Source organism: Nitratireductor sp. WH36-1, assembly GCF_058725515.1.
In genome coordinates, this window is sequence record NZ_CM178970.1 from 1822525 (window position 1) to 1847340 (window position 24816).

The following is a 24816-nucleotide window of genomic DNA, read 5'->3' on the forward strand; positions in this document are numbered from 1 at the left end:
CCGGCGCGACAGCGCAGCCGTGTGGGTGAGACCCCCTCGTCACGTCGTTCATTCAAACATTTATTCGGCAGGTTGCGCCCTGCCACGTATCATTGCGGCGTCATCGGACGCCGGCATAGGAAAGATTGCATAGTGACCAATGACAACAATGCGAAACAGATCGGTTTCGCTGATCTTGGAATTTCCGGCAACCTGTTGAAGGCGGCCGAAGGGGTGGGGTTCGTAACGCCCAAGCCAATTCAGGAAAAGGCCATTCCGGCCATGCTCGAGAAACGCGACGTTCTGGGCATTGCCCAGACGGGCTCGGGCAAGACGGCAGCCTTTTCGCTGCCGATCCTCTCGCAGATCATCGCGCTTGGCACCAAGCGCAAGCCGAAGACGGCGCGGGCGCTGATCCTGTGCCCGACGCGCGAACTGGCCGTTCAGATTGATGATGTGGTGCGTGAACTCTCCCGCCACGCCCATCTCTCCACGGCGCTGGTGCTGGGCGGTGTTTCGCGCAACAGCCAGGTTCGTCGTCTCGCACAGGGGGTCGACGTTCTGGTGGCGACGCCGGGCCGTCTGACCGACATCGTGCGTTCGGGCGAGCTTTCGCTGTCGGAAACGCGCTGGCTGGTTCTGGACGAAGCCGACCGCATGCTGGATATGGGCTTCATCAACGATGTGCGCCGCATTGCGCGCGCCACGCATTCCGAACGGCAGACGGCGCTTTTCTCCGCCACCATGCCCAAGGAAGTGGAAAAGCTCTCCGAAAGCCTGCTCAACAATCCGCTGCGGGTGGAGATTGCCAAGGAATCCACCACGGCAGGCGAGATCACCCAGCGGCTGGTGATGGCGCGCACCAAGCAGAAGCGCAAAATCCTCTCCGACATGCTGGCCGACGAAGCCATGCGCTCGGTGATCATCTTCGCCCGTACCAAGCATGGCGCGGACCGCGTGACCCGCGATCTCGGCCGTGACGGTTTCGAAGCGGCGGTGATCCACGGCAACAAGTCGCAGAATGCGCGCCAGCGCGCGCTGAACGGCTTCCGTGACGGATCGGTGCGCATTCTCGTGGCGACCGACATTGCCGCGCGCGGCATCGACGTTCCGGGCATCAGCCATGTGGTGAATTTCGACCTTCCCGACCAGCCGGAAAGCTATGTGCACCGCATTGGCCGCACCGGCCGCAACGGCGCATCCGGCGAGGCGGTTACGCTGTGTGATCCAGCCGAGGCTGACAAGCTGAAGGCCGTGGAGAAGATCATCCGCATGCGCCTTCCGCTGGTGGCGGACCACACGTCGGAGCCTGACCCGGCACCGCGCCCCGCGCCTGCCAACAATGGCGGTGAGCGCCGCAATGCGCAGAAGCCTGCCAAGGCCGGCGACAACCGCAAGCCAAAGCCGCGTCACGGTGCGAAGCCGCAGGCGCAGCAGGGCGAGCAGCGTCAGTCCGAAGGCGACAAGCCGGTCCGTCGCCGTCGCCGCACCCGCGGCAAACGGCCCGGCGCGCACGCGGCATAAGCCCGGCATTCGGGCTTCTTCAAAAGGGCTGATCGGCCGATAGGCCGGTCTGGCCCAATTGTCCCTCCGGCATCGTTCGGCTAGGCCAGAAACATCTGGCGGTTTAGCCAGACGGAGGAGGGAGCAGCGAAAGCATGGCCGGTCTTGCGGCACTGGCGATAGGATACGTCCTGTCGCAATTCTACCGGTCGTTTCTGGCCGTTCTCACACCTGCACTGACCAGCGAGCTGGGCGCCACCAAAGCCCAGCTTTCCATGGCGTCGGGCGCATGGTTTGTGTCTTTCGCGCTCATGCAATTCGTGGTCGGCGTTTCGCTCGACCGTTACGGCCCGCGCCGCACGGCGGCGTTTTTGCTGGCGGTTTGCGGCGGCGGTGGCGCGCTGCTCTTCGCAATTGCGCCGGGGCCGTGGGCAATCATTTTCGCCATGGTGCTCAACGGCGCTGGCTGCTCCGCCGTGCTGATGGCCTCCGTTTTCATTTTCGCAAAAACCTTCTCGCCGGCGCGCCTGACCATTTTGATCTCCTGGCTGATCGCCTTTGGCACGATGGGCAATGTGGTGGGGTCTGCGCCGATGGCTGCTGCCGCTGAAGCCTTTGGCTGGCGCGGTGTGATGGCGGGGCTGGGGGGCTTCACCATTCTGACCGGCATCGCCATCCAGTTTCTGGTGCGCGATCCGGAGACCGACACACAGGCTGCGCGTGAAGCGGGCTTTGGCTTTCGTGGTTATGCGGAACTCTTGAAGCTGCGCGTCCTGTGGCCGATCCTGCCGCTGACTGCGCTCAATTATGCACCGGCGGCCGGCATACGCGGGCTCTGGGCCGGGCCCTATCTGGCCGATGTCTACAACGCCGATGCGCTCTTGATCGGTCAGGTGACGCTGTTCATGGCGCTTGCCATGTCGGCGGGCAGTTTCGTCTACGGGCCGCTGGATGTGTTCTTCAAAACCCGGAAATGGGTTGCGGTCGGGGGCAATGTGATCGGGCTCATGGCAATCGTGCTGCTTGCCTTCATGCCGGTTTCGACGATCTTCATCACGACGGTCATGTTCGTGGTGATCGGCGTGTGTGGCGCGAGCTATGGCCTTCTGATGGCGCATGGGCGGGCCTTTGTGCCAGCGCATCTGACGGGGCGCGGCGTGACGCTGCTCAACTTCTTCTCCGTCGGCGGCGCGGGCGTAATGCAGTTTTTGACCGGTGGCGTTGTGGCGGCATCGGTCGTGCCGGGTGACCCGGTGGCGGCCTACCAGACGCTGTTCATCTTTTATGCGGTGCTGATTGCGCTTTCGCTGGCGATCTATCTGGCATGCAGGGATGCGCCGCCGGAAGTGGAGCGGGCGCGGGCCTGATCGGGATCAGCCAGCGGCCCTGCGGCGCTTTTTGCGGGGGCCGAGCGAGCGCTTGTTCCAGCCTGTCAGGCGGTACATGACGAAGAAGACCACGGGCTTGGGGAACATGCGCAGAAATTTCAGCGGCCAGACAAGCCGCTTGGGGAAGGTGATTTCGTAGCCGCCCCGGCTGATGCCATTGGCGATGCGGCGCGCGGCATCCGGCGCGGTGAGAAGCGCCGGCATCGAAAAGCTGGTCTTGTCGGTGAGTGGCGTGGCGACAAAGCCCGGATTGATGATCTGCGTGCGGATGTTCAGCTTCTCGAAATCGAAGCGCAGCCCCTCAATGAGATTGTTGAGGGCGGCCTTGGTGGAGCCATAGGCCGAGGCAGACGGCATGCCGAAGAAGGACGTGACCGATCCCATCACCACGATCTGCCCGAAACCACGGTCGCGCATGCGGTCCGACAGGGGAACGAGCCCGTTCAGCGTGCCAAAAACATTGATCTGGTAGCTGCGGACGAAATTGGTCGTCTCCAGCCGGTCGCCGCGAACCGGCAGATAGGTGCCGGCGTTGAAGACGGCGAGCACGATGGGGCCGAGAGACTTCTCGATATTGGCGACGGTCCGCTCCATGCCGGCTTCGTCCATCACATCGCACGGAAAGACGAAGATGCGGCCTTTCAGGTTTTCCACCTCATCGGTGATGGAAGCGAGACCGTCTTCGGCGCGCGCCGTGGCGGCGACCGTGTAGCCATTGCGGGCAAGATGAATCGCAAGCGCACGGCCGATCCCGGTGCTCGCACCGGTGACCCACGCAATGCCATCATTTGGACTGGCCCGATAAAGCGCCATCCCATCCCCTCTTTCTCGCAGGCAAGACTTAACGGGCGGGTGATGGATTGAAAAGCGTATCAGGGCTAGAAATCGCTGAAAAACCTCAACTTATTGTCGGAATTTGTTCGTTCGTGAAGCAATTACAAAACGCGATAGCTTTGCGTGCTTTCGGCGTCTTGTAAAAAATCCCTCCTTGCAAGGCAGGAACGGGCTTCTTAACCTCCGCAAAAATTCAAAGAGGACGACATGAAGCACTCGGTTGTGGACGCCATCGGAAACACGCCGCTGATCCGCCTTAAGCGGGCCTCGGAGGAGACGGGCTGCGAGATTTACGGCAAGGCCGAGTTCATGAACCCGGGCCAGTCGGTGAAGGACCGGGCCGGACTGTTCATCATTCGCGACGCGGAAAAGCGCGGGCTTCTGAAGCCGGGCGGCGTGATCGTGGAGGGTACGGCCGGCAACACCGGCATCGGGCTGACGCTGGTTGCCAAGGCGCTTGGCTATCGCACCGTGATCGTGATCCCCGACACGCAGAGCCAGGAAAAGAAGGATGCGCTGCGGGTGCTTGGCGCGGAACTGATCGAGGTTCCGGCGGTGCCCTACAAGAACCCGAACAACTATGTGAAGGTTTCGGGCAGGCTTGCAGCGCAGCTTGCCAGGACCGAGCCGAACGGCGCGATCTGGGCGAACCAGTTCGACAATGTGGCGAACCGCGATGGCCACATCCACACGACGGCTGCCGAGATCTGGGAGCAGACCGGCGGCAAGGTGGATGGCTTTGTCTCTGCCGTTGGAACCGGTGGGACGCTGGCCGGCGTGGCCGATGGCCTGCGCGGCCGGAACCGGGACGTGAAAGTGGCGCTTGCCGACCCGATGGGGGCCGCGCTCTACAGCTATTACACGCAGGGCGAGCTGAAGTCCGAAGGCACCTCCATCACGGAGGGCATCGGGCAGGGACGCATCACCGCCAATCTTGAAGGGTTCACGCCCGATTTCTCGTTCCAGGTTCCCGATGAAGAGGCGCTGCCCATCGTCTTCGATCTGGTGCAGGAGGAGGGGCTTTGCCTTGGCGGCTCGACCGGCATCAACATTGCGGGCGCAATGCGTCTGGCGCGCGAACTGGGGCCGGGACACCGCATCGTGACGGTGCTCTGCGACCATGGCACGCGCTACCAGTCGAAGCTCTTCAATCCCGCGTTCCTGCGTGAAAAGGGTCTGCCGGCACCGGGCTGGATGGAAGGCGCGCCGGAAATCGACATTCCTTTCGAGGAGGTCGCGTGATGGCGCAGACCGAGACGCTTTTCCGCGAAGACGCCTATCTGCGCGATGGCGCAGCGCGGGTGGTGGGCATCAATGACCGTGGGGGCATTCTGCTCGACCGGACGATGTTTTACGCCACGTCCGGCGGGCAGCCGGGCGATACCGGCAGGTTCACGCGCGAGGATGGATCGCTGATCCATGTGGCGGCGACGGTGACGGGCGAGACCAAGGACGAGATCATTCACGTGCCGGCCGCCGAACAGGCCCTGCCGGAAGTAGGCGAGACGCTGCAGCTCGCCATTGACTGGGACCGGCGGTTCCGGCTGATGCGCATGCACACGGCCTGTCATCTTCTGAGCGTGGTCTGCCCTTTCCCGATCACCGGGGCATCGGTGAGCGAGACGGATTCGCGCGTCGATTTCGATTTACCCGATGCGAGCGTCACCAAGGAAGACGTGACCGCCCGCCTGATGGAGCTGGTGAACGGAGATCATCCGGTTTTCACCCGCTGGATCAGCGAGGAGGAGCTTGCAGCCAATCCGGATCTGGTGAAGTCGAAGAATGTGCGTCCGCCGCAGGGGGCAGGGCGCATCCGGCTCGTGTGCATTGGCGACGAGGCGTCGGTCGACAGCCAGCCCTGTGGCGGCACGCATGTGGCCCGCACGTCGGAAGTGGGCGAAATCCATATCGGCAAGATCGAGAAGAAAGGGCGCGAAAACCGTCGTTTCCGCCTGCGCTTCGGACCAATTCCAGCAAACTGAGACTGAGAGAAGAAAATGAGCGAGAAAAGCCGCTTCACGGTATCGCCGTCATGGCTGGAAGAACGACTGGAGACGCCGGGCCTCTCCATCGTGGATGCGTCCTGGTATCTGCCGGCGCATGGCAGGGATGGGCGTGCCGAACATGAGGCGGGGCGCATTCCCGGCGCTGTGTTCTTCGATCAGGACGCTGTGGTGCATCCCGAAACGGACCTGCCGCATGCGCTGCCGGATGCCGCGACCTTCCAGCGCCATGTGAGCGCCATGGGGATTTCCGAAGACGACACCATCGTCGTGTATGACGGGCCGGGTCTTTTCTCCGCGCCGCGCGTCTGGTGGATGTTCCGCGTGATGGGCGCAAAGAATGTGCTTCTGCTGGATGGCGGGCTCGATGGCTGGCGCGCCGAGGGACGGCCCCTCACGGACAAGCCGGTCCAGACGGCTCCGGCGGTGTTCAACGCCAAGCTGGACGAAGAGCGGGTGGCGAGCCTTGAGGCGATGCTTCAACTGGTGGAGGATGCGACGGCGCAGATCGCCGATGCGCGTCCGGCAGGCCGCTTTACCGGTGCAGAGCCGGAACCGCGTGCAGGCATGCGGTCGGGCCACATGCCCGGCGCGCGCAATGTGCCCGCCTCCGCACTTTCGCGGGATGGACGCCTGTTGCCACCGGACGAGCTGCGCGCGCTTTTCGAAGGGGCGGGCGTCGATCTTTCGCGGCCCGTGGTGACTTCCTGCGGATCGGGTGTGACGGCGGCTGTTATCTCGCTGGCGCTCGAAACGGTCGGCCATTCCGACCACCGGCTCTATGATGGTTCGTGGAGCGAGTGGGGCGGACGCGCAGACACGCCGGTGGAGACCGGAGAGGCCTGACGATCCGGGATGTGAAGCGGCTGAACGTTTCGCAACGGGATGTTCATCGCAAATTCAGCGGGGTTCGATGAAGATGTGCGCAATGATGACGCATGTCTTTGAAAGGAATCCTCCATGCTGAACCGTCGCCAGATGCTGGGAGCGGCCATTGCCGCCGCATTGATGCCGGGCGCTGCCATGGCGCAATCCCAGATGCCTTCGGCCTCTCGCATCCAGCGCAGTCTCGAAGCCGCGCCCGCGCAGCGCGTGCGCCCGCAGGACCGTGTGACGGTGCGGGAGCTGAAGCGGCGACCGGAGCTGCGCCGGCGCGCGCCATCCATCGACATTCAGGCCATCAATTTCGGCTTCGATTCAGCCGAGATACCCTATTCGCAGTTCCGCAAGGTGGAAGAGATTGCAGACGCCCTGCATCGCCTGCGTCGTCGCAGGCCGGGAACGGTTGTGCTGCTTGAAGGCCACACGGATGCGGTCGGGTCGTTCGCCTACAATCAGCAGCTTTCGGAGCGCCGGGCCAATTCGCTGAGGCGGGTTCTGGTGCGTGAGTTCCGCGTGCCCTCGCGCATGCTGGAAACGGTGGGCTATGGCGAGGAGTTCCTGCTGGTGCCGACACGCCAGGAGAACTGGCGCAACCGGCGTGTGACCCTGCGGCGCATCGACGATTTCCTGCGCTGACAGGCGCATTTGGCGGGAATCGGGTGGGAAGCCCCGGTCTCGCCCGGCACATTGCTCTCCAACACCCTTGAAGGAGAGCAATGATGGGCTTGATCAGATTTGTCGCCATGGACAGCGACGTTGCGCGGGCGTATCGCAATGGTGTGCCCGATGCCTATGGGCGGAGGCCGGAACGGCGGATTTCCACGGGCAGCGGGGTTCCCTGCCGCCATTGCCTGCGCACCGTTCCCGAAGGAAAACCCTATCTCATTCTGGCCTACAGGCCGTTTCCCGATCTGCAGCCCTATGCCGAGACGGGACCGGTCTTTCTGTGTGCGGAGGACTGTGAGCGGGCGCAGGAGAGCGATGTGATGCCCGACCTTCTGCGGGCTGGAACGCAATGGCTTCTGCGCGGCTACGGAGATGATGACCGCATCGTCTACGGGACGGGTGACGTTGTTCCGCAGCAGCATATCTGCACCCGGGCGCATGAACTTCTGCAGCGCGATGACATCGCTTATCTGCATGTGCGCTCGGCAAAGTACAATTGTTATCAGGCGCGCATTGAACGCGCCTGAAGTGTGGTTCTGGGGATCAGACGAAAAAATGCCCGCCGTTTCCGGCGGGCAAGTTTAGGAGGAAAGTCTTGCCGGGCTAAAGTCTTGCCGGGCTCAGGCCGCGAGCACGGAGCGGGCTTCGGCCATCTCGTAGCCCAGTGCGTCGGCGACAGCCTGATTGGTGATCCGCCCCTTGTGGACGTTGAGACCGTTGCGCAGGTTCTGATCGTCGACGAGCGCCTTGAGGCCCTTGTCGGCTAGCTGGAGCCCGTAATGCAGCGTGGCATTGTTCAGTGCATGGGCGGAGGTGACGGGAACCGCGCCCGGCATGTTCGCCACGCAGTAATGAATGATGCCGTCCACCTCATAGGTGGGGTCGGAATGGGTGGTGGCGTGCGAGGTCTCGAAACAGCCGCCCTGATCGATGGCAACGTCGACAAGCACGGCGCCCTGTTTCATGCCCGACAACATTTCACGGCTGACGAGCTTGGGCGCGGCTGCGCCGGGGATGAGCACTGCGCCGACCACAACGTCGGACGAGAAGCATTCTTCCTCGAGCGCCTCGACGGTGGAGTAGCGCGTATGGACGCGGCCATTGAAGATGTCGTCCAGCTCGCGCAGACGCGGGAGCGAGCGGTCGATGATGGTGACATCCGCGCCGAGGCCGACGGCCATCTTGGCGGCGTTTAGGCCGACCACGCCGCCGCCGATGATGGCGACCTTTCCGGGCAGCACGCCGGGCACGCCGCCAAGCAGCACGCCGCGGCCGCCATTGGCCTTCTGAAGCGCGGTTGCGCCGGCCTGAATGGCGAGACGCCCGGCAACCTCGGACATGGGGGCGAGCAGGGGCAGGCCGCCGCGCGCGTCGGTCACTGTTTCATAGGCGATGGCGGTGACGCCGGATGCGATCAGGCCGCGTGTCTGCTCCGGATCGGGCGCAAGGTGGAGATAGGTGTAGAGGATCTGGTCTTCGCGCAGCTGGACCCATTCCGAGGGCTGCGGTTCCTTGACCTTCACGATCATGTCGGATTTGGCGAAGACGTCTTCAGCGGTTTTGGCGATGGTTGCGCCAGCGGCGCGGTAGGCGTTGTCATCGGCGCCGATGCCTGCGCCTGCGCCGGTTTCCACGAGCACATCGTGCCCATGCGCCACATATTCGCGTACGGACCCCGGCGTAAGGCCGACGCGATATTCGTGATTCTTTATTTCTTTCGGACAGCCGACACGCATCCTTGTCTCCTCCAACATGTGTGCGAATTTTCTGGCTCAATCGATGAGACCACAAAAAAGACCGAACGTCTTTGCGAACTCGTTTGCAGTATCCGGCGATTTTCACTATTCCTTGCGCGAAATATCGCGTTCGTAGAAGGAAATTCGAAAAATGACCCTGGATAGGATTGATATCGCCATTCTGGATGCGTTGCAGCAGGACGGGCGGATCTCCAATTCCGCGCTTGCCGAGAAGGTCGGACTGTCGCAATCGGCCTGCTCGCGCCGTCTCGACAATCTGGAGAAGAGCGGCGTGGTCAAGGGATACCATGCCCGGCTTTCGAATGCAGCCCTTGGGCATGGTGTAACGGTGATAGTCCATATCTCCTTGTCGGGCCAGTTCGAACGCACGTTGAGCGAGTTTGAGGCGGCGGTGCAGCGCTGCCCGAATGTGGTTTCATGCCATCTGATGGCGGGCGAATATGACTACATTCTGCGGGTCGCTGCGCGGGATCTGCAGGATTATGAGCGCGTTCACAAGGAATGGCTGACGGGCATGCCGCATGTCATCAAGATCAACTCGGCCTTTGCGCTTCGCGAAGTGGTGGACCGCACCGCGCTGGGGCTGAAGCCTGAAATGTCCTGATCCGGGGTCAGGCGGGGACGCCTGACGGCAAAATCTTCTCGCCCGCAGTCAGCCGGCAGTCACTATGTGATCCATCGCAATGTCATGGGGCTGCGGGTAGATGGTCGGCAATTGCGAGAAGGCATAGCCGATGCCCACGACCAGCGGTTTCTTCGCCAGTGCGGCGAGGGTGCGGTCGTAGAAACCGCCGCCATAGCCCAGCCGGTAGCGCGCGGCGTCGAAGCCGACCAGCGGTGAAACCACGATATCAGGCGCGATTTCCGCCTGCGTTGCGGGAACGGGAATGTTCCACACGCCGCGTTCAAGTGTGTCGCCGGGCCGGTAGGGCCGGAAGACGAGCGGTGCGCCCTTTTCGATGACGACGGGGAGGGCCGTCTCTGCTCCCCGCGCTGCGCATCGGGCAAGCCATGGGCGTAGATCCGGCTCCCCCCGGAACGGCCAGTAGAGGCCGATCACCCGGCCGGCGGGATCGCCGATGAGACGGTCGAGCTGATTGGCAATGTCTTCTGCAAGTTCGCTTCGGGTTTTCGCCGGGACGGCGAGACGCTCGGCGATGAGGCGCTCGCGGGCCGCCTTGCGCCAGCGCCGGACATCCGGCCAGTGGTCTGCATCGGCCGCCTGTGCGCCGCTTGCCAGCTCATGCATGAAGCAGGGCGGTGACGCGTAATCCCGGTCGCCGGAAGAAGTGTTCATCTCTTTTCTCTCCCTCTGCTTTGTCCGTGCAGCGCTTATCAAGACTGCGGGGCGGGCGGCTGAGGCGCTTTTCTCGCTGCGACATGTGAAGCGCCGTTTGTGCCATGGCCCTGTCATCCGGGCGTCACGAGTTTTTGCTGGAAGTCTCGCCACGAGAGCGCAATCATGACTGATCGCTGTTTCCGTTTCAAAGATCGAAAGAGAGATGACCATGACCCGACCGCACGCCCTGCTTTCCCGTCGTTCCTTCCTCGCCGGATCGGCGGCTGCCGGTTCGCTGGTTCTCATGCATCCGTTTTCCGCACGCGCTTCCGGCAATCAGGCGCATCTGCGCATCATGGAAACGACCGATCTGCATGTGCATGTCTTTCCCTATGACTATTATGCCGACAAGCCCAACGACACGATGGGTCTGGCGCGCACGGCCGCGATCATCGATGGCATTCGCGCGGAAGCCACGAATTCGATCCTGGTGGACAATGGCGACTTCCTGCAGGGCAACCCGATGGGTGACTACATCGCCTATGAGCGCGGCATGCGCGAGGGTGATGTTCATCCGGTGATCAAGGGCATGAACACGCTGGGTTATGATTGCTCGACGCTCGGCAATCACGAGTTCAATTACGGGCTCGACTTCATGTTTAAGGTGCTCGATGGCGCAAACTTCCCCTTCGTCTGCGCCAATGTGACCAAGGGCGAGCTCGCAGCCAACGCGCGCGATGACGCGCTTTTCCTAAAACCTTATGTGATCCTTGATCGCAAGGTGAAGGACGGCAATGGCGAAGAGCATCCGATCCGGGTGGGCCTGATCGGGTTCGTGCCGCCGCAGATCATGAACTGGGATTCGAAGCATCTGGCCGGCAAGGCCATGACGCGCGACATCGTGAAGGCCGCAGAGGCCTGGGTGCCGCAGATGCGCGAAGAGGGCGCCGACATTGTGGTGGCGCTGTCGCATTCCGGCATCGGCCCGGCGAAGTATGAGGAGAACCTCGAAAACGCCTCGCTGCTTCTGGCCGGTGTTGACGGCGTTGACGCCATCGTGACGGGGCACAGCCATCTGGATTTCCCCGGCCCGAAATTCGAGGGGCTGGAAGGTGTCGACAATGCGAAGGGCACGATTGCCGGCAAGCCGGCGGTGATGGGCGGTTTCTGGGGCTCGCATCTGGGGCTGATCGACCTGATGCTTGAACGCGACGGCAATCGCTGGATGGTGGTGAACTCCACCTCGGAGGCGCGGCCGATCTTCAAGCGCGTGGAGCGCAAGGCCGAACCGCTGGTGGAAAGCGTGGCCAAGGTGGAAGACGCGGTGCGCGAGGACCACGAGGCGACGCTGAAATATGTGCGCACCGCCGTGGGCAAGACCTCCGCGCCGCTGCACTCCTATTTCGCGCTGGTGGCGGATGATCCGTCCGTGCAGGTCGTGAGCCAGGCGCAGACCTGGTACATCACCGACATGCTGAAGGATGGCGCGCACAAGGATGTGCCGGTGCTTTCGGCGGCAGCCCCCTTCAAGGCCGGCGGACGCGGCGGACCCGACTATTATACGGACGTGCCGGCAGGCGATGTGGCGATCAAGAATGTCGCCGACCTCTATCTCTACCCCAACACGGTGCAGGCGGTTCTGGTGACCGGGGCGGATGTGAAGGAATGGCTGGAAATGTCGGCCGGTATCTTCAATCAGGTGGAGCCGGGCAAGGCCGACCAGCCACTGCTCGATCCGACCTTCCCGTCCTACAATTTCGATGTGATCGACGGGGTGACCTACCGGATCGATCTTTCGCAGCCTGCAAAATATTCGCCCAAGGGCGAGCTTCTGAACGCGGATTCGAACCGCATCGTCGATCTGCAGTTCAAGGGCGCGGCCATCGATCCGGCGCAGAAGTTCGTCGTCGCGACCAACAATTACCGTGGCGGGGGCGGGGGCAATTTCCCCGGCATCGGCCCGGACAAGGTGATCTTCGAAGCGCCCGACACGAACCGCGACGTGATCGTGCGCTATATCGTGGAACAGGGCACGATCAACCCGTCCGCCGACGCCAACTGGAATTTCAAGCCGCTGGAAAACACGTCGGTGCTGTTCGAGACCGGGCCGAAGGGCGCGGCGTTCGCTTCGAGCGTCGAGGGCGTTTCCATCGAGCCGGCGGGCGAGGGCAAGGAAGGTTTCGCGCTCTACCGCATCACGCTCTGAACGGTAGTCGGTTAAATATAACGATCAATGATGAGAGGTCGGGCGCATTGCCCGGCCTTTCTTCTTTTGAAGCAAGTGTTTGCCGGCTTCGGCGGATAAAGAGATTCAGGCGGTTCGCGCTTTGCGTGACGCTGGGGCGCATTGACTTTTTCGGGCGGTCGGCGCGATTTGCGGGCGCAATTTCCAGGAGACATGCCCGTGATTCGACACATCGTTTTTTTCAGCGCAAAGGATGAGGCTGATGTGGAGCGGATTGCCGAGGGTCTCGGCATGCTTGCCGAGATTCCGCATTCGGATTTCTTCGAGATCGGTATCAACCGCAAGGTCGACCAGATCGGCACCGAGGTGGATGTGATCGTCTATGGCGAGTTCCGCGACGAGGCGGCGCTGGCGGCCTACAAGGCCCATCCGGTCTACGACGCCTGCACGGCGAAGGTGCGGCCCATGCGCGAGATTCGCATGGCGGCGGATTTCGTTTCCAAAAAGAATGACTGACGGGCGACCCGTCAGTCTGCATTTCTGATCGACTTGTAGGCGGAGAGCGCACTCTCCCGTGCGGCCTTGTGGTCGACCATGGGGCGGGGATAGGTCTCGCCGAGGCTGACGCCCGCCTTTCTGAGTGCTTCGGCCGGCGCTTTCCAGGGCTGGTGCAGGTGCTTGTCGGAGAGGTTTTCGATCTCCGGCACGAAGGCGCGCACATAGCGCCCCTGCGGGTCGAACTTCTCGCCCTGAAGCACGGGGTTGAAGATGCGGAAGAAGGGGGCGGCGTCCGCGCCCGAGCCCGCCACCCATTGCCAGTTGGCCGGGTTGGAGGCGGGGTCCGCGTCCACCAGCGTATCCCAGAACCACTCCTCGCCGGTGCGCCAGTGGAGCCCCAGATGCTTCACGAGGAAGGAGGCGACGATCATGCGCGCGCGGTTGTGCATCCAGCCGGTCTGCCAGAGCTGCCGCATGGCCGCGTCGACCACCGGATAGCCGGTTTGCCCGCGCTGCCAGTCTGTGAGCGCGCGGTCGTCCCTGTGCCAGGGGAAGGCATCGAAATCGCTGTTGAAGTTCTTCGTCGCAAGATCCGGGTTGTGGAACAGGAGATGCCAGCAGAATTCACGCCAGCCGACCTCCTTGCGGAAGGTGAGCATGTCTTCGCCGGCAAGCTCGTCCGTGCCGTCAAGCGCCTGCCAGATCTGGAAGGGCGTGATCTCGCCATGGGCGAGATGGGCGGAGAGGCCGGAGGTGCCATCGTCTCCCATCCGGTCGCGGCGCGTCTTGTAGCCATCACCGCCGCCATCGAGGAACGCGATGAGGCGGTCTCTGGCGCCAGCTTCGCCGGGTGTCCAGGTTTCCCGCAGGCCGCCCGCCCAGTCCGGGGTGGTGGGCAGAAGCTGCCAGTCTTCGAGCGCATCGCCCGTAACGTCGCCTTCGAACGGTTTTAGCGATCCGGGGCGGTCGGCGGGTGCGCGCGGATGCAAATGCTCGACCAGCGCGCGCCAGAAGGGGGTGAACACCCGGTAGGGACCGCCGGAGCCGGTCTTGATGCGCCAGGGCTCGTGCAGAAGGTGGCCGGCAAAACTCTCCGCCTCGACGCCGGCCTCCTGAAGGGCGGACTTCATCTGTGTGTCGGCGGCGATGCCGGGCGGGTCGTAGCGGCGGTTCCAGTAGACCGTGGCGGCTCCGGTTTCCTCTGCAAGGGCGGACACGGTCTTCGCCATCGGGCCGCGGCGCAGAATGAGTTTTACGCCAAGCGTCTTGAGATCCTTGCTGAGGGCCGTGAGGCTGTGATGCAGCCACCAGCGCCGCGCGCCACCGAGCGGGCGCGCGCCTTCGCTCTCCTCGTCCAGAATGAAGGCGGCGGCGACCGGCCTGCCGGCATTGGCGGCGGCGCACAGCGCCAAATTGTCGGAAAGGCGCAGATCGTGCCGGAACAGCACCAGAACCGTGTTCCGGTCATTCTCATTGGGCATGTGATTATCCGTGCGGCTTTGGTTCAGTCGTCGTTTGTGGCGTTGAGCTGGTCCGGTCGCAAGCCTTCATCGCCATTCATGCCGCTTTGCAGGAGGCCATTTTGCATGGCCCAGTCGCGCAGGGCCGAAATCAGCGCGTCCTCGCGCGAGATGCCCTGATCCTGCGTGGAGACGTAGCGGTCAAGCGCGGCGATGATGTTTGCCGGCAGCGTGACCGATAAGGTTTCCTGTTTTTCGTTTTCCCGTTTCATTGTGCCCGCCCGTTCTGGCCCCTTGGGGATTGTCGTAGCACAACCTGCAAAAGCCGGTTTGGTTCCGCGCCGGAAACATGGTCACGGAACTGTGTTCGCGGCGTGGGCTGGTGGTGGGGTGGAGGGATGCGCTCTGTGGCCTATTTGTGTTTTCGCTTCCAGAACAGGTGACTGGTCTTCAGCGCCTTCCAGTGGGCCTGCGCCGTCGTCCAGTCATAGGTCACCCGTGTTTCGCATGCGCCGAGCAGCCGGCCGATGGCGCGCTGGGCCGCAAGGTCGTTGATCGAGGAAAGCGGCGGTTTGCTGAGAACGGCTGCGACGACCGTGGCGTCGTTCAGGCTTCCGAACACGGTTTGAAGCGTTTTCAGCCTTTCGGTCACGCGCTTCACATCGCGTTTGGGGAAGAGCGGGCCAAGAAACTCTATCGTGTAGCGGAGCTTTTTCAGCTCCTTGCGCAGCGCGTGCTTCTGCTCCTGATCGAAGCGCTCGATCCCTTTTGCTTTGGTCAGGACGTGGGCCCATCGCCTGTCGAGTGTCTTGCCGGCGAAGTCCGTCAGCCTGTGGCGCTCTCGCTTCTTGCGATGGTCATCCTTCCAGCTGGCGGTTTCGATGAACTCGGAGAGGGACAGAAGGAAGTCGCCGACGCGCTCGCCGCAGAGTATCTGGCGCAGATCGTTGCGTATTTCTTTGGCGTGGCGCTCCAGTGTGCCAAGCACGGGGGCAGCGCCATGGGCATGGCCATCGAGCGCGAAATAGGGGCGTGCGATGTCGTTGAGGACGACGTCCAGATCGCGCAGGCGTCCGACCTCGCGGCCGAGCCAGCGGGCTTCCTCGCTGAGGCCGGGGGCTGCTTCTTCCGGCGAGGCAATTTCGTGCGCAAGGAGGGCAAGCGCGCTGCGCAGTCGCCGGAGCCCGATGCGTAACTGGTGCGGGCCTTCCGGATCGTCGCATTGCTGCACCGCCTCAATGTTGGCCGCGATCTGGCTGAGGCACTCGTGCAGCATGGCGCGGGCCGCTTCACCGGTCGCGTATCCGGGTTTGAGGGGAACCGTCTCGGCTCTGCGTGGCGTCGCCGGCGGCTCTATATGCCCCTGTTCGGCGAGAAGAACGCTGCGCGCCGCCTTTGAGAAGCGCGAAAACCGCAGGCTGCCTTTGGGGAGAACCATCCGGGCGGTTCGGTAGAGGTCGGCGGGAGCGCCTTCGACCAGCTCGATTTCGAGTTCGTGCAGGTTTTCGCTGCGTCCGGCCGCCTTGATGGCGCCGCTGTCCACGGCGAGCTCCGCCTTTGCACCGTCATCCAGGCTGAGGTCGATCTGGGTGCGGTTGATGTGGGTCTCGGCGATGGTCTTGAGCGGCCTGTCGCTTATGAGCTTCCTGAGTCGTTCGCGCACGTCTGCATCTTCGATGGCGTCGATGGAGACCTGACCGCTCGGCACGGGGCGCTCGAACTCGCTGACCTTCGACAGCCCGCCTGCAATCGTGCCGTTGAGCTTGACCGTCTGAAGCCAACGCTTTCCATCGCGCCTGAGGCGCAGGGAAATACCGTTCTTGCGCAGATCGCGCGCTGCCGTGTCGAAATAGATGCTGCGCAGGAGGCGGGAGGCATGCTTCGTGCAGGCCTGCGAAGGCAACTCGTCAATACGGGCGAGGACAGCGGGGACCTGTTGTCTGTCCAGCAGGAGTTTCAACTCGACTTCGGACACAGGCGCAACTCCTTCAGGAACGTCAAGCGTCACCCTAGCGTCAACCCGTGAGGGGAGAAAGCGCTTAAGCGGCAAGGGGCCATGACGGAATGTCGCGCGTTACAGCGCGGCTTCAGCGGTATTTCTGAAGGATCGCAAAGCAAACGAGTTTTGGAAAAGAAGTGGCTCCCCGGGCCGGATTCGAACCAGCGACCAACCGGTTAACAGCCGGTTGCTCTACCACTGAGCTACCGGGGAACGCCTGTGCTCTGTCGAGTGAGCGTGCCTATAGCAAACCGAATTCAGCTTTGCAAAGAGGCAAATGTGTTTTTTGTCTTTTTTTTCACAAGCGCCATTCCTTGGATCCAATTTGCAACGCATATGAAGCATCAGCGTTTGTGCAGCAAAACCGCTGAAATGTGCGGAACGGGCGACGGAACGGGCGATGGAACAACAGGAAGACAGGCAGGACGACGACAAGCGCGCGAAGCCTTCGGTTTCGCTGATGGGGAAACGAATCCCGATTCCCCAGTCGCGTCTGGCACGAATCACGGGCGGGTCGGGCCTCGTGGTGCTGGGCATATTCGGCTTTTTGCCCGTGCTGGGCTTCTGGATGATTCCGCTTGGTCTTTTGATTCTGTCCTATGACATCGCCGTGGTGCGACGGAAACGGCGCAAGATGACCGTCTGGTGGAGCCGCCGGGGCGGCGACAGGACGAACAGGCGGTGAGAAAGGGCTCTTATAAGGGGCTATGACGATAAATTGCGGATCAATGACATTGTCCGCTTGACGGGGAAATAGTCGCAACCTATTGAACTGCTCGATGCTGCTTGCCAGCATGGCCTCGTGGCGGAGTGGTTACGCAGAGGACTGCAAATCCTTGCACCCCGGTTCGATTCCGGGCGAGGCCTCCAAAAGTTTCCAGAATAAAATCAATATCTTCTGAGATTTATGGCTCCTGCGGGAGCCTTTTTCATGTTGCGCTTTGCTGCAACTGATCATCCTTGATTTCCAAGGGGTTCCTGCCACACTCGGCAATTCCACGCGACACGAATGCGACATGGGAGGGCGAATCGTGGGGTTGTTTGACTGGCTTTTCGGTGGAGGCGCCATGCGCGCCAGTCTCCCATCGGGACGATTCGGACAGGATAGACATAAGCCTGAAGGTAAATGGGTGCAGACGACGACGACTGTTAAAGTCGCGGGACTGCGCCACCGAAGGGGGGGGGCGGTGAACGCATTCCTACAGGGGGTCGCGAACGCGGAGGGAGGGAAACAGCTCTACGGTGTAAGGGTGAGGCCCGATCCATCCAACAAGCATGACCGAAACGCTATAGCCGTAGATGGCTTCGTTGGGGAGCGAGTATGGCACATTGGCTTCCTAGACAGGGATACAGCGGAAGAGATAACTCGCGACCTCGTGTCAAAGGGCATTCCGATCAGCGCTGAGCTGTATAGCCTGTGGCACGGCGATGATGGTTACATCGACGTCAATATCATCATTCTTGCTCCGAACGGGTACTCCATGAGGAAAAGGTTGCAGTCGCAATAAGGCCGCTTCCTGAGTCGATACCGGTTTTGACTTGTCCTCCTGTTAGGCGGCTAGTGCTGCCGAAGTAAGTATTGAACCGGTGATGGGCTGTTATCGATATTTTCTTTGGGATTGACGCTTCTTTCTGCCTGCGGCAACTTCTCCGCGAGGCAGGAGGGAAATATGGAAATTATAGTAATTTTGCTTGTCTGCGGAATTATTTCAGCGGTTGTTGCTTCCAATAAGGGGCGCAACGCGTTCGGTTGGTTCTTGATTGGATCGATACTCGGCATATTTGGCGTGATCCTTATTGCGTGTATGTCATCCCTGAAGCCTCAACAGGTATATCTTGGATCTGCGTCGAATAACGCGGGCGATTATGTTCGGCGCGTTAAGTTTTGCCCCGATTGCGCCGAAGAAGTGTTGGCCGAAGCCAGGATATGCAAGCACTGTCGACATGAATTTAGCTCCTCACGGGTGTCTCAATGAAGTGGATCATTGCTGCCGCCGGGCTTTGCACTCTCTTGGTCGGAATCTGGTTGGGAGGGGTGCGGGTTGTCGTCATTCAGCCAATCGGCGCGATCCCTAAGGGGGTGACTGTGATTGTCGCCGGTATTGAGGGCGTGAGAATGGTGGACAGTCCTGATGCCATATGTGCTCGGAAGCACGGCGGCGTGAGCTTGCTTTGTCGTGGTGCAACTGCGGCCGCCATTGCTCGCAACGGGAAAATCCTTCTTCGGCTTCCCTACAGCGAGACCCTTTTCCGATTCACGGGTGGTCCGTTCAGGAGCAATTAAGCCGCCCTCCTGAACACGTAGTCGAAGAGCCGAGGCGTGAAGCGAGTGGGCCTGTATCCCGGCTGCTGGAACCGCTTGTGGGCCTTCTTGCAGGCAGTCGAACAGTACTTCGCCAGCGTGTTTCCGGCTATGAACGAGGTGCCGCAGCACTCGCAGCGCGCATAGACTTCCACCCTGCGGAAACTCTCATTCGTGCATTCCACGCTACAGAAGCGGCCAGCTGACTTGTTGTTGACCGGGCGGAAGGCTTTGCAGCACTGCTGGCATTCCCGCTCCACGACTGTCCTGCTGTCGAGGTTGAAGCATGTCAGCGAGCAATAGCGGGCAGCCGGGTTGATGGACTTGAAGGCTCTCCCGCATCCTTCCCGCATGCAGGTCCGAGCCGTGGGCGCGCCGGCTGGCGTAAGCCAGCTGTCTGGGGCTTGCGAGAGCAGATTGTCTCTCGATCCAGCCTTGACCGTCCTCACCTCTTGGATTGCTCCGCCCGCTGGCGAGGGGGAAGCCGTTAGTCGACTGATAACCATATTCCTGCCCTAGCGTAAGCTGAAACTGGCGCTCGCCCTTAGAAGGGGCGAGACTGCTTCGCGTTCCGCTCTTCTTTGATTCGTGAAAGGAAAAGCGGGCGGGGACGGTATTTGTATGGAAGTACACAGGGGCGATCTTATGATGAATTTTCACGCACTACGTGCATTGCTTTTGGCGGGCACCGTGTTTGCCGGTGGAGCGGCTTGCGCGCAGGAAATTGCCGACACGATCTACAGTGGTGGCCCGATCCTGACGATCAATGATGCGCAGCCGACCGCTGAAGCGGTTGCGGTGAAGGACGGACGTATTCTCGCCGTTGGCGCGCTGGCCGACATTGAGGCCCACAAGGGCGATGAGACGACCGTTTTCGAATTGGACGGCCGCGCCATGGTGCCGGGCTTCGTCGACAGTCACGGTCATGTGGTGTTTGGCGGCCTTCAGGCGCTCTCGGCAAACCTTCTGCCGCCGCCGGATGGCGGCGTTGCTGACATCGCCAGCCTGCAGGAGTCGCTTCGAAAGTGGATCGAAGACAACGCCGAGACCGTCGACAAGGTCCAGATGGTCATCGGCTTCGGCTATGACAATGCGCAGCTGGCTGAACTGCGCCATCCGACGCGCGAAGAACTGGATGCCGTTTCGACGGAGCTGCCGATCCTGATCGTCCATCAGTCCGGGCATCTGGGCGTCGTGAACTCCAAGGCGCTGGAACTGGCGGGCGTTACGGCCGATACCAAGGACCCGTCAGGTGGCGTGATCCGGCGCGACGAGAACGGTGAGCCGAACGGCGTGCTGGAAGAGTATGCGTTCTTTACCGCTCTCGGTAAGATGCTGGGTGACCTCGGTGAGGAGGGCATGCACGCATTTGCGCGTGCGGGCGCCGAACTCTGGGCGCGCTTCGGCTACACGACCGCGCAGGACGGGCGTTCTGCGCCATCGATCGTGGAGGTTCTGAAGAAGCTTGGCGCCGAAGGGGATCTGCCGATCGATGTCGTGGCGTTTCCCGACGTTCTGGAAGCGCCGGATTACATCGTCGAGAATTTCTCGCAGGACTATACGAACGGTGTCCGCGTGGGCGGCTGCAAGCTGACCATTGACGGTTCCCCGCAGGGTTTTACGGCGCTGCGTGACCGCCCCTATTACAACCCGGTTGGCGATTATCCGCCCGGATATTCGGGTTATGCGGTGATCGGGATGGATGTCGTGCAAAACGCCGTCAACCATTGCTACAAGAACGGTCTGCAAATCATCACGCACTCCAATGGCGAAGCGGCCTCGGACATGCTTCTGACTGCCATCGAGGTGGCGCAGAAGGAATACAGCGACGCGAACAATCGCCCGGTTCTGGTGCACGGCCAGTTCCTGCGCGAGGATCAGGTCGACACGATCAAGCGGCTTGACGTCTTCCCGTCGCTGTTCCCGATGCACACTTTCTATTGGGGCGACTGGCACCGCGATCACACGGTCGGACCGGTGGCGGCAGACAATATCTCGCCGACCGGCTGGGTGCGTCAGCGGGACATGATGTTCGGTTCGCATCACGATGCGCCGGTGGCTCTGCCAGACAGCATGCGCATTCTCTCTGCGACGGTGACCCGCCGCACGCGCTCGGGCGACATTCTGGGACCGAGCCAGCGGGTGGACGTGCCGACGGCCCTGAAGGCCATGACGATCTGGCCGGCCTGGCAGCATTTCGAGGAGAACGACAAGGGTTCGATCGAAACCGGCAAGCTGGCCGATTTCGTGATTCTCTCCGACGATCCGACCGCAATCGACCCGGAAACCCTGTCCAGCCTGACCGTCCAGGCGACGATCAAGAATGACAGGGTGGTCTATGAGGCGGACGGAAGCATGCAGAAGACCGAGTTCCTGAACTGGCCGGTCGGCCCGGATGGCGAGGCATCGCATCATCTGCTGCACGCCATGTATGACGGCATGAGCAAGAAGTAACGGACGAACCCGTTCAAGATCGACCGCCGGAGCACGCTTCGGCGGTCGTTTTTCTTTTGTGCCGACCATGCGGATGGTACTGTTTGGGGATGAGCTGTCCCGTGTATGGAGGCGTCGATGAGCTGGAACCCCGCACTCGAACCCGGCTGTCCGGATGACATTGAAGCCGAATCCATCGAGACGCTGATCATTCCGCGCGCCCGTGACATTGGCGGGTTCGAGGTGCGCCGCGCGCTGCCGGCGCCACGCCGCCAGATGGTTGGTCCGTTCATCTTCTTCGATCAGGCGGGGCCGGCCGAGTTTCTGACCGGGCAGGGGATTGATGTCAGGCCGCATCCACATATCGGCCTGGGGACGGTCACTTATCTCTTCCGCGGCGATTTTCATCACCGGGACAGTATCGGCTCGGACCAGGTCATTCATCCGGGCGCGCTCAACTGGATGGTTGCCGGGCGGGGCGTCTCGCATTCGGAGCGCACCAGCGAGGCAGCCCGCAAGGGGCCGCACAGCCTGTTTGGCATCCAGACCTGGGTGGCGCTGCCCGAAGCGATGGAAGACGCTGCCCCGGCATTCGAGCATCATGAGAAGGAGACGCTGCCGGAGATCGTCGATGACGGCATCGCGCTGCGTCTGATTCTGGGACGGGCTTATGGTGAGACTGCGCCGGCGACGGTGTATTCCGACATGTTCTATGCGGATGTGATGCTGGAGCCGGGTGCGCGTTTCCCGTTGCCGGACGATCATGAGGACAGGGGTATCTATGTGACGGACGGGGCGATCTCCGTTGCGGGCCAGGTTTTCGGGGCCGGGCGGATGATGGTGTTTCGTCCGGGCGATTCGATCACCGTGGCGGCGGGAAGCGAAGGGGCCCGGATGATGCTTCTCGGCGGTGCAACGATGAACGGCCCGCGCTATATCTGGTGGAACTTCGTCGCCTCTTCGAAAGACAGGATCGAGGCGGCGAAAGAAGACTGGAAGCGTGCGCGCTGGGGCGCGGGACTGTTCGATCTGCCCACGGGAGACGATCAGGAGTTCATTCCGCTGCCCGGCTGACGGGGTATCCGGCCTTTAACACAATTGGCGCCGGGAATTCGGGGGCGCCGGGGCGCTATCAACCGCCAATATGCCGCAGCGGGGCGGAGTAATTGACAGGGGCGGCGGCAGCCGCTAGCAAACCCGTGAAATCGTTGTTTTCGCCGCGTTGGGAACACAGTCCCGAGGGCGGCGCGAAAACAGGCATCGGGAACCAGACGCATGACAATCGATTTTTCCCAGCAGCGCGCCAATATGGTTGAGGGACAGTTGCGCACGTCGGACGTGACGGCGAGTGCTCTTCTGGACGCCATGGGTGACATTCCGCGCGAGGCGTTCGTGCCCGGCCGCAAGCAGGCTCTCGCCTATCTTGACGAGGATCTTGAGATCGCGCCGGCAACGGATGAGAGCGCGGCGCGCTATCTCATGGAACCGGCAGCGTTTGGCAAGCTGGTGCAGCTCGCCGACGTGCGCTCCAGCGACGTGGTGCTCAATGTGGGCGCGGGCTCGGGCTATTCGGCTGCGGTTCTGTCGCGTCTTGCAAGCTTTGTGGTTGCGCTGGAGAGCGATGAGGATCTGGCCGCCAAGGCAACGGATGCGCTCAGCGAACTCGGTTGCGTGAATGTTGCCGTGGTCAGCGGACCTCTGCAGGGCGGCTATGCCGACGATGCGCCTTATGACGTGATCTTCATCGGCGGCGCGGTGGATTCTGTGCCGCAGACGCTGATCGATCAGCTGCGCGACGGCGGGCGACTCGTCGCCGTGATCGGTGAAGGCAACGCTGCGCAGGCGCTGCTTTATGTTAAGGATGACGGCATTGTTTCGAGCCGCGTTGCATTCAATCTGGCCGTGAAGCCGCTTCCCGGCTTCCAGAATGCACCGGAATTTGTCTTTTGATCAGTGACTTGTTGCTTTCCTGCAACGGAATTGATCAAGAGTTTGATGTAATGTCTATATAAAGAGCGCCTGGATTTGGGGGTGGGGGACAGGCTAACCGTTTGGTCTCCCGGGCGTGGACGCCGGTCGAAAGGCCGGAATTGATATTAGAGGTGGTGGTGTCGATTCGGCGCGGCTGCCGAAAACAGTCCGAGGTTGGCAGATCGTGTCCTTTTACCGTCGTTTCCTGATCCCTCTGGTGGCATCGTCCGCGCTTATTGCTGCGCCGGCCATTGCTTCCGCCGAAACCATTCTCGGCGCTCTGGCGAAAGCCTATCAGAACAACTCCACCCTGAACTCGGAACGCGCCGGCGTGCGGGTGACGGATGAAGACGTGGCGATTGCCAAGTCCGGCATGCGCCCGCGCATTCAGGGCACCGCGTCTTTTGCGCTCACCCACAATGACGGCACGGATATCAGGACGGGCGAGTTTGGCGTTTCGCTGACGCAGCCGATCTTCGACGGTTTCCAGACGCGCAACAATGTGCGTGCGGCCGAGGCTGGCGTGCGCGCCGCGAATGAAGGGCTGCGCAACCAGGAACTCAACACGCTGTTTAACGCTGCCAGCGCCTATATGGACGTGATTCGTGATCGTCAGATCGCGGCGCTGCGCGCGCAAAACCTCGAATTCCTTGAAGAGCAGGTGCGCTCCGCACGTTCGCGCTTCGATGTGGGCGAGGGCACGCGCACCGACGTGGCACAGGCGGAAGCGCGCCGTCAGGCGGCTCTGGCGCAGCTGAGCGCCGCGCGCGCCTCGGTGACGTCGAGCTCTGCCGTCTATCGTCAGCTCATCGGCGATGCGCCGGACAATCTGAAAACCGCCAACCCGCTGGTCAAGCTTCTGCCGAAGAACCTCGACAGCGCACTGGCAACCGGGCTTGCAGCCCACCCGGCCATCAAGGGCCGTCAGCATCAGATCGATGCGGCTTCGTTCCGTGTGAAGTCTGCCGAAGGCACTTTCCTGCCGCAGGTGAATGGCTCGGTCGGGCTCTCGCACAGCTATCAGGACACGTCGCCTGGCATTCCCAGCGACGGTTCGCGCGACAGCGCGCGTGTCGGCATCAATCTGACCGTGCCGATCTACCAGGGCGGTCAGGCTTCTGCGCAGGTGCGCAAGAACAAGGAATCGCTCGGCCAGGCGCGCATCAATCTCGATGTGGCGCGTGACCAGGTTCGCGCTGCCGTGGTTTCCGCATGGAGCCAGTATCAGGCCGCGCAGGGCGTTCTTTCCGCCAACCATGAACTGGTGCGGGCTGCACAGCTGGCGCTGAACGGCGTGATCGAAGAGCGCAATGTTGGACAGCGCACCACGCTGGACGTGCTCAACGCACAGGCCGACGTGATTGCCGCGAAGGTTGACCGTGTTCGCGCCGAGCGTGACATCGTGGTCGCCAGCTACGCCATTCTTTCCGCCACGGGCAATCTGTCCGCGAACCGTCTCGGCCTGCAGGTTGCCGAATACCGGCCGCAGGAGCACTACGAGGCCGTCAAGGACAAGTGGTACGGACTGCGCACGCCGGACGGTCGCTGAAACCGCAAGGTTATCCAGCGCCGGTCCCGCAGGGCCGCGTGTTTAACGCATTTTTCATAAAGTCTCGTATGCCGGGTTTGCTTTTGCGCCCGGCATTCTTGTGTGCAACCAGAAACAGGTGCTGCGCG

The 24816-nt window shown here is 61.9% G+C and carries 21 protein-coding genes and 2 tRNA genes; 16 read left to right on the plus strand and 7 right to left on the minus strand.

Features of this window, described 5'->3' with window-relative positions; genetic code table 11:
- The first annotated feature begins 132 nt into the window (after nucleotides 1–132).
- A complete protein-coding gene (locus AC4PTT_RS08635) occupies nucleotides 133–1503 on the plus strand; it encodes a DEAD/DEAH box helicase (protein WP_206543793.1) in 1371 nt (456 codons plus the stop codon).
- A gap of 134 nt (nucleotides 1504–1637) precedes the next feature.
- A complete protein-coding gene (locus AC4PTT_RS08640) occupies nucleotides 1638–2849 on the plus strand; it encodes an MFS transporter (RefSeq protein WP_492162513.1) in 1212 nt (403 codons plus the stop codon).
- A 6-nt stretch (nucleotides 2850–2855) separates the two neighbouring features.
- Here AC4PTT_RS08640 and AC4PTT_RS08645 read toward each other — a convergent pair whose 3' ends face one another.
- Nucleotides 2856–3683 carry an SDR family NAD(P)-dependent oxidoreductase gene (locus tag AC4PTT_RS08645; RefSeq protein ID WP_492162514.1) on the minus strand — a complete coding sequence of 276 codons (828 nt, stop codon included), beginning with the start codon at nucleotides 3681–3683 and terminating at the stop codon, nucleotides 2856–2858.
- 228 nt (nucleotides 3684–3911) lie between these two features.
- On the opposite strand from AC4PTT_RS08645, the gene AC4PTT_RS08650 reads away from it, so the two are divergent.
- The 5 genes from AC4PTT_RS08650 (at nucleotide 3912) to AC4PTT_RS08670 (ending at nucleotide 7782) form a co-directional block, all read left to right on the plus strand.
- Nucleotides 3912–4946, plus strand: a complete 1035-nt coding sequence (locus tag AC4PTT_RS08650; RefSeq protein WP_206543790.1) for a cysteine synthase A — start codon at nucleotides 3912–3914, stop codon at nucleotides 4944–4946.
- A complete protein-coding gene (locus AC4PTT_RS08655) occupies nucleotides 4946–5686 on the plus strand; it encodes an alanyl-tRNA editing protein (RefSeq protein ID WP_210344138.1) in 741 nt (246 codons plus the stop codon). Before AC4PTT_RS08650 ends, AC4PTT_RS08655 begins: the two co-directional genes overlap by 1 nt.
- A 15-nt stretch (nucleotides 5687–5701) precedes the next feature.
- A complete protein-coding gene (sseA, locus tag AC4PTT_RS08660; protein WP_113155502.1) occupies nucleotides 5702–6553 on the plus strand; it encodes a 3-mercaptopyruvate sulfurtransferase in 852 nt (283 codons plus the stop codon).
- A 114-nt stretch (nucleotides 6554–6667) separates the two neighbouring features.
- The gene (locus tag AC4PTT_RS08665; protein WP_206543788.1) at nucleotides 6668–7225 is read left to right on the plus strand and encodes an OmpA family protein; all 558 of its coding nucleotides are present in this window, start codon (nucleotides 6668–6670) and stop codon (nucleotides 7223–7225) included.
- Nucleotides 7226–7308: 83 nt separating this feature from the next.
- Nucleotides 7309–7782, plus strand: a complete 474-nt coding sequence (locus AC4PTT_RS08670) for a DUF1203 domain-containing protein (protein WP_206543787.1) — start codon at nucleotides 7309–7311, stop codon at nucleotides 7780–7782.
- Nucleotides 7783–7875: 93 nt separating this feature from the next.
- On the opposite strand, the gene ald is transcribed toward AC4PTT_RS08670, so the two are convergent.
- Complete coding sequence (gene ald / locus AC4PTT_RS08675; protein WP_206543786.1) at nucleotides 7876–8991, minus strand: alanine dehydrogenase; 1116 nt, start codon at nucleotides 8989–8991, stop codon at nucleotides 7876–7878.
- A gap of 151 nt (nucleotides 8992–9142) precedes the next feature.
- Here ald and AC4PTT_RS08680 point away from each other — a divergent pair, with 151 nt between their 5' ends.
- Nucleotides 9143–9616: an Lrp/AsnC family transcriptional regulator gene (locus tag AC4PTT_RS08680; RefSeq protein WP_492162515.1), complete on the plus strand. Its 474-nt coding sequence runs from the start codon at nucleotides 9143–9145 to the stop codon at nucleotides 9614–9616.
- 48 nt (nucleotides 9617–9664) lie between these two features.
- Here the strand turns inward: AC4PTT_RS08680 and AC4PTT_RS08685 are convergent, their stop codons facing one another.
- Nucleotides 9665–10309, minus strand: a complete 645-nt coding sequence (locus AC4PTT_RS08685; protein WP_283800897.1) for a 5-formyltetrahydrofolate cyclo-ligase — start codon at nucleotides 10307–10309, stop codon at nucleotides 9665–9667.
- Nucleotides 10310–10520: 211 nt separating this feature from the next.
- Between AC4PTT_RS08685 and AC4PTT_RS08690 the strand changes: the two genes are divergently transcribed.
- A complete protein-coding gene (locus AC4PTT_RS08690; RefSeq protein ID WP_492162516.1) occupies nucleotides 10521–12497 on the plus strand; it encodes a bifunctional 2',3'-cyclic-nucleotide 2'-phosphodiesterase/3'-nucleotidase in 1977 nt (658 codons plus the stop codon).
- Between the two features lie 198 nt (nucleotides 12498–12695).
- Nucleotides 12696–12992 (plus strand): Dabb family protein, encoded by a 297-nt coding sequence (locus AC4PTT_RS08695; protein WP_492162517.1) that lies wholly within the window; start codon nucleotides 12696–12698, stop codon nucleotides 12990–12992.
- Between the two features lie 11 nt (nucleotides 12993–13003).
- Here the strand turns inward: AC4PTT_RS08695 and AC4PTT_RS08700 are convergent, their stop codons facing one another.
- From AC4PTT_RS08700 to AC4PTT_RS08715, 4 genes are all read right to left on the minus strand, one after another.
- Nucleotides 13004–14455: a cryptochrome/photolyase family protein gene (locus tag AC4PTT_RS08700; protein WP_492162518.1), complete on the minus strand. Its 1452-nt coding sequence runs from the start codon at nucleotides 14453–14455 to the stop codon at nucleotides 13004–13006.
- A gap of 23 nt (nucleotides 14456–14478) precedes the next feature.
- Nucleotides 14479–14706, minus strand: a complete 228-nt coding sequence (locus tag AC4PTT_RS08705) for a hypothetical protein (RefSeq protein ID WP_206543782.1) — start codon at nucleotides 14704–14706, stop codon at nucleotides 14479–14481.
- A gap of 140 nt (nucleotides 14707–14846) precedes the next feature.
- Entirely contained in the window at nucleotides 14847–16409 is a 1563-nt protein-coding gene (locus AC4PTT_RS08710) for a CYTH and CHAD domain-containing protein (protein ID WP_492162519.1), read from the minus strand.
- Nucleotides 16410–16571: 162 nt separating this feature from the next.
- A tRNA-Asn gene (locus AC4PTT_RS08715) sits at nucleotides 16572–16646 on the minus strand.
- 187 nt (nucleotides 16647–16833) lie between these two features.
- Between AC4PTT_RS08715 and AC4PTT_RS08720 the strand changes: the two genes are divergently transcribed.
- The 6 genes from AC4PTT_RS08720 to AC4PTT_RS08745 all read left to right on the plus strand — a co-directional run bounded on the left by AC4PTT_RS08720 (nucleotide 16834) and on the right by AC4PTT_RS08745 (nucleotide 24688).
- Entirely contained in the window at nucleotides 16834–17118 is a 285-nt protein-coding gene (locus AC4PTT_RS08720) for a hypothetical protein (protein WP_222474230.1), read from the plus strand.
- A gap of 111 nt (nucleotides 17119–17229) precedes the next feature.
- Nucleotides 17230–17303, plus strand: a tRNA-Cys gene (locus tag AC4PTT_RS08725).
- 2077 nt (nucleotides 17304–19380) lie between these two features.
- Complete coding sequence (locus AC4PTT_RS08730; protein WP_492162520.1) at nucleotides 19381–21189, plus strand: amidohydrolase; 1809 nt, start codon at nucleotides 19381–19383, stop codon at nucleotides 21187–21189.
- Nucleotides 21190–21306: 117 nt separating this feature from the next.
- Complete coding sequence (locus AC4PTT_RS08735; RefSeq protein ID WP_113156346.1) at nucleotides 21307–22242, plus strand: pirin family protein; 936 nt, start codon at nucleotides 21307–21309, stop codon at nucleotides 22240–22242.
- 201 nt (nucleotides 22243–22443) lie between these two features.
- Nucleotides 22444–23118 (plus strand): protein-L-isoaspartate O-methyltransferase family protein, encoded by a 675-nt coding sequence (locus tag AC4PTT_RS08740; RefSeq protein WP_206546379.1) that lies wholly within the window; start codon nucleotides 22444–22446, stop codon nucleotides 23116–23118.
- A gap of 205 nt (nucleotides 23119–23323) precedes the next feature.
- Complete coding sequence (locus AC4PTT_RS08745) at nucleotides 23324–24688, plus strand: TolC family outer membrane protein (RefSeq protein ID WP_113155492.1); 1365 nt, start codon at nucleotides 23324–23326, stop codon at nucleotides 24686–24688.
- The last annotated feature ends 128 nt before the right edge of the window (nucleotides 24689–24816 follow it).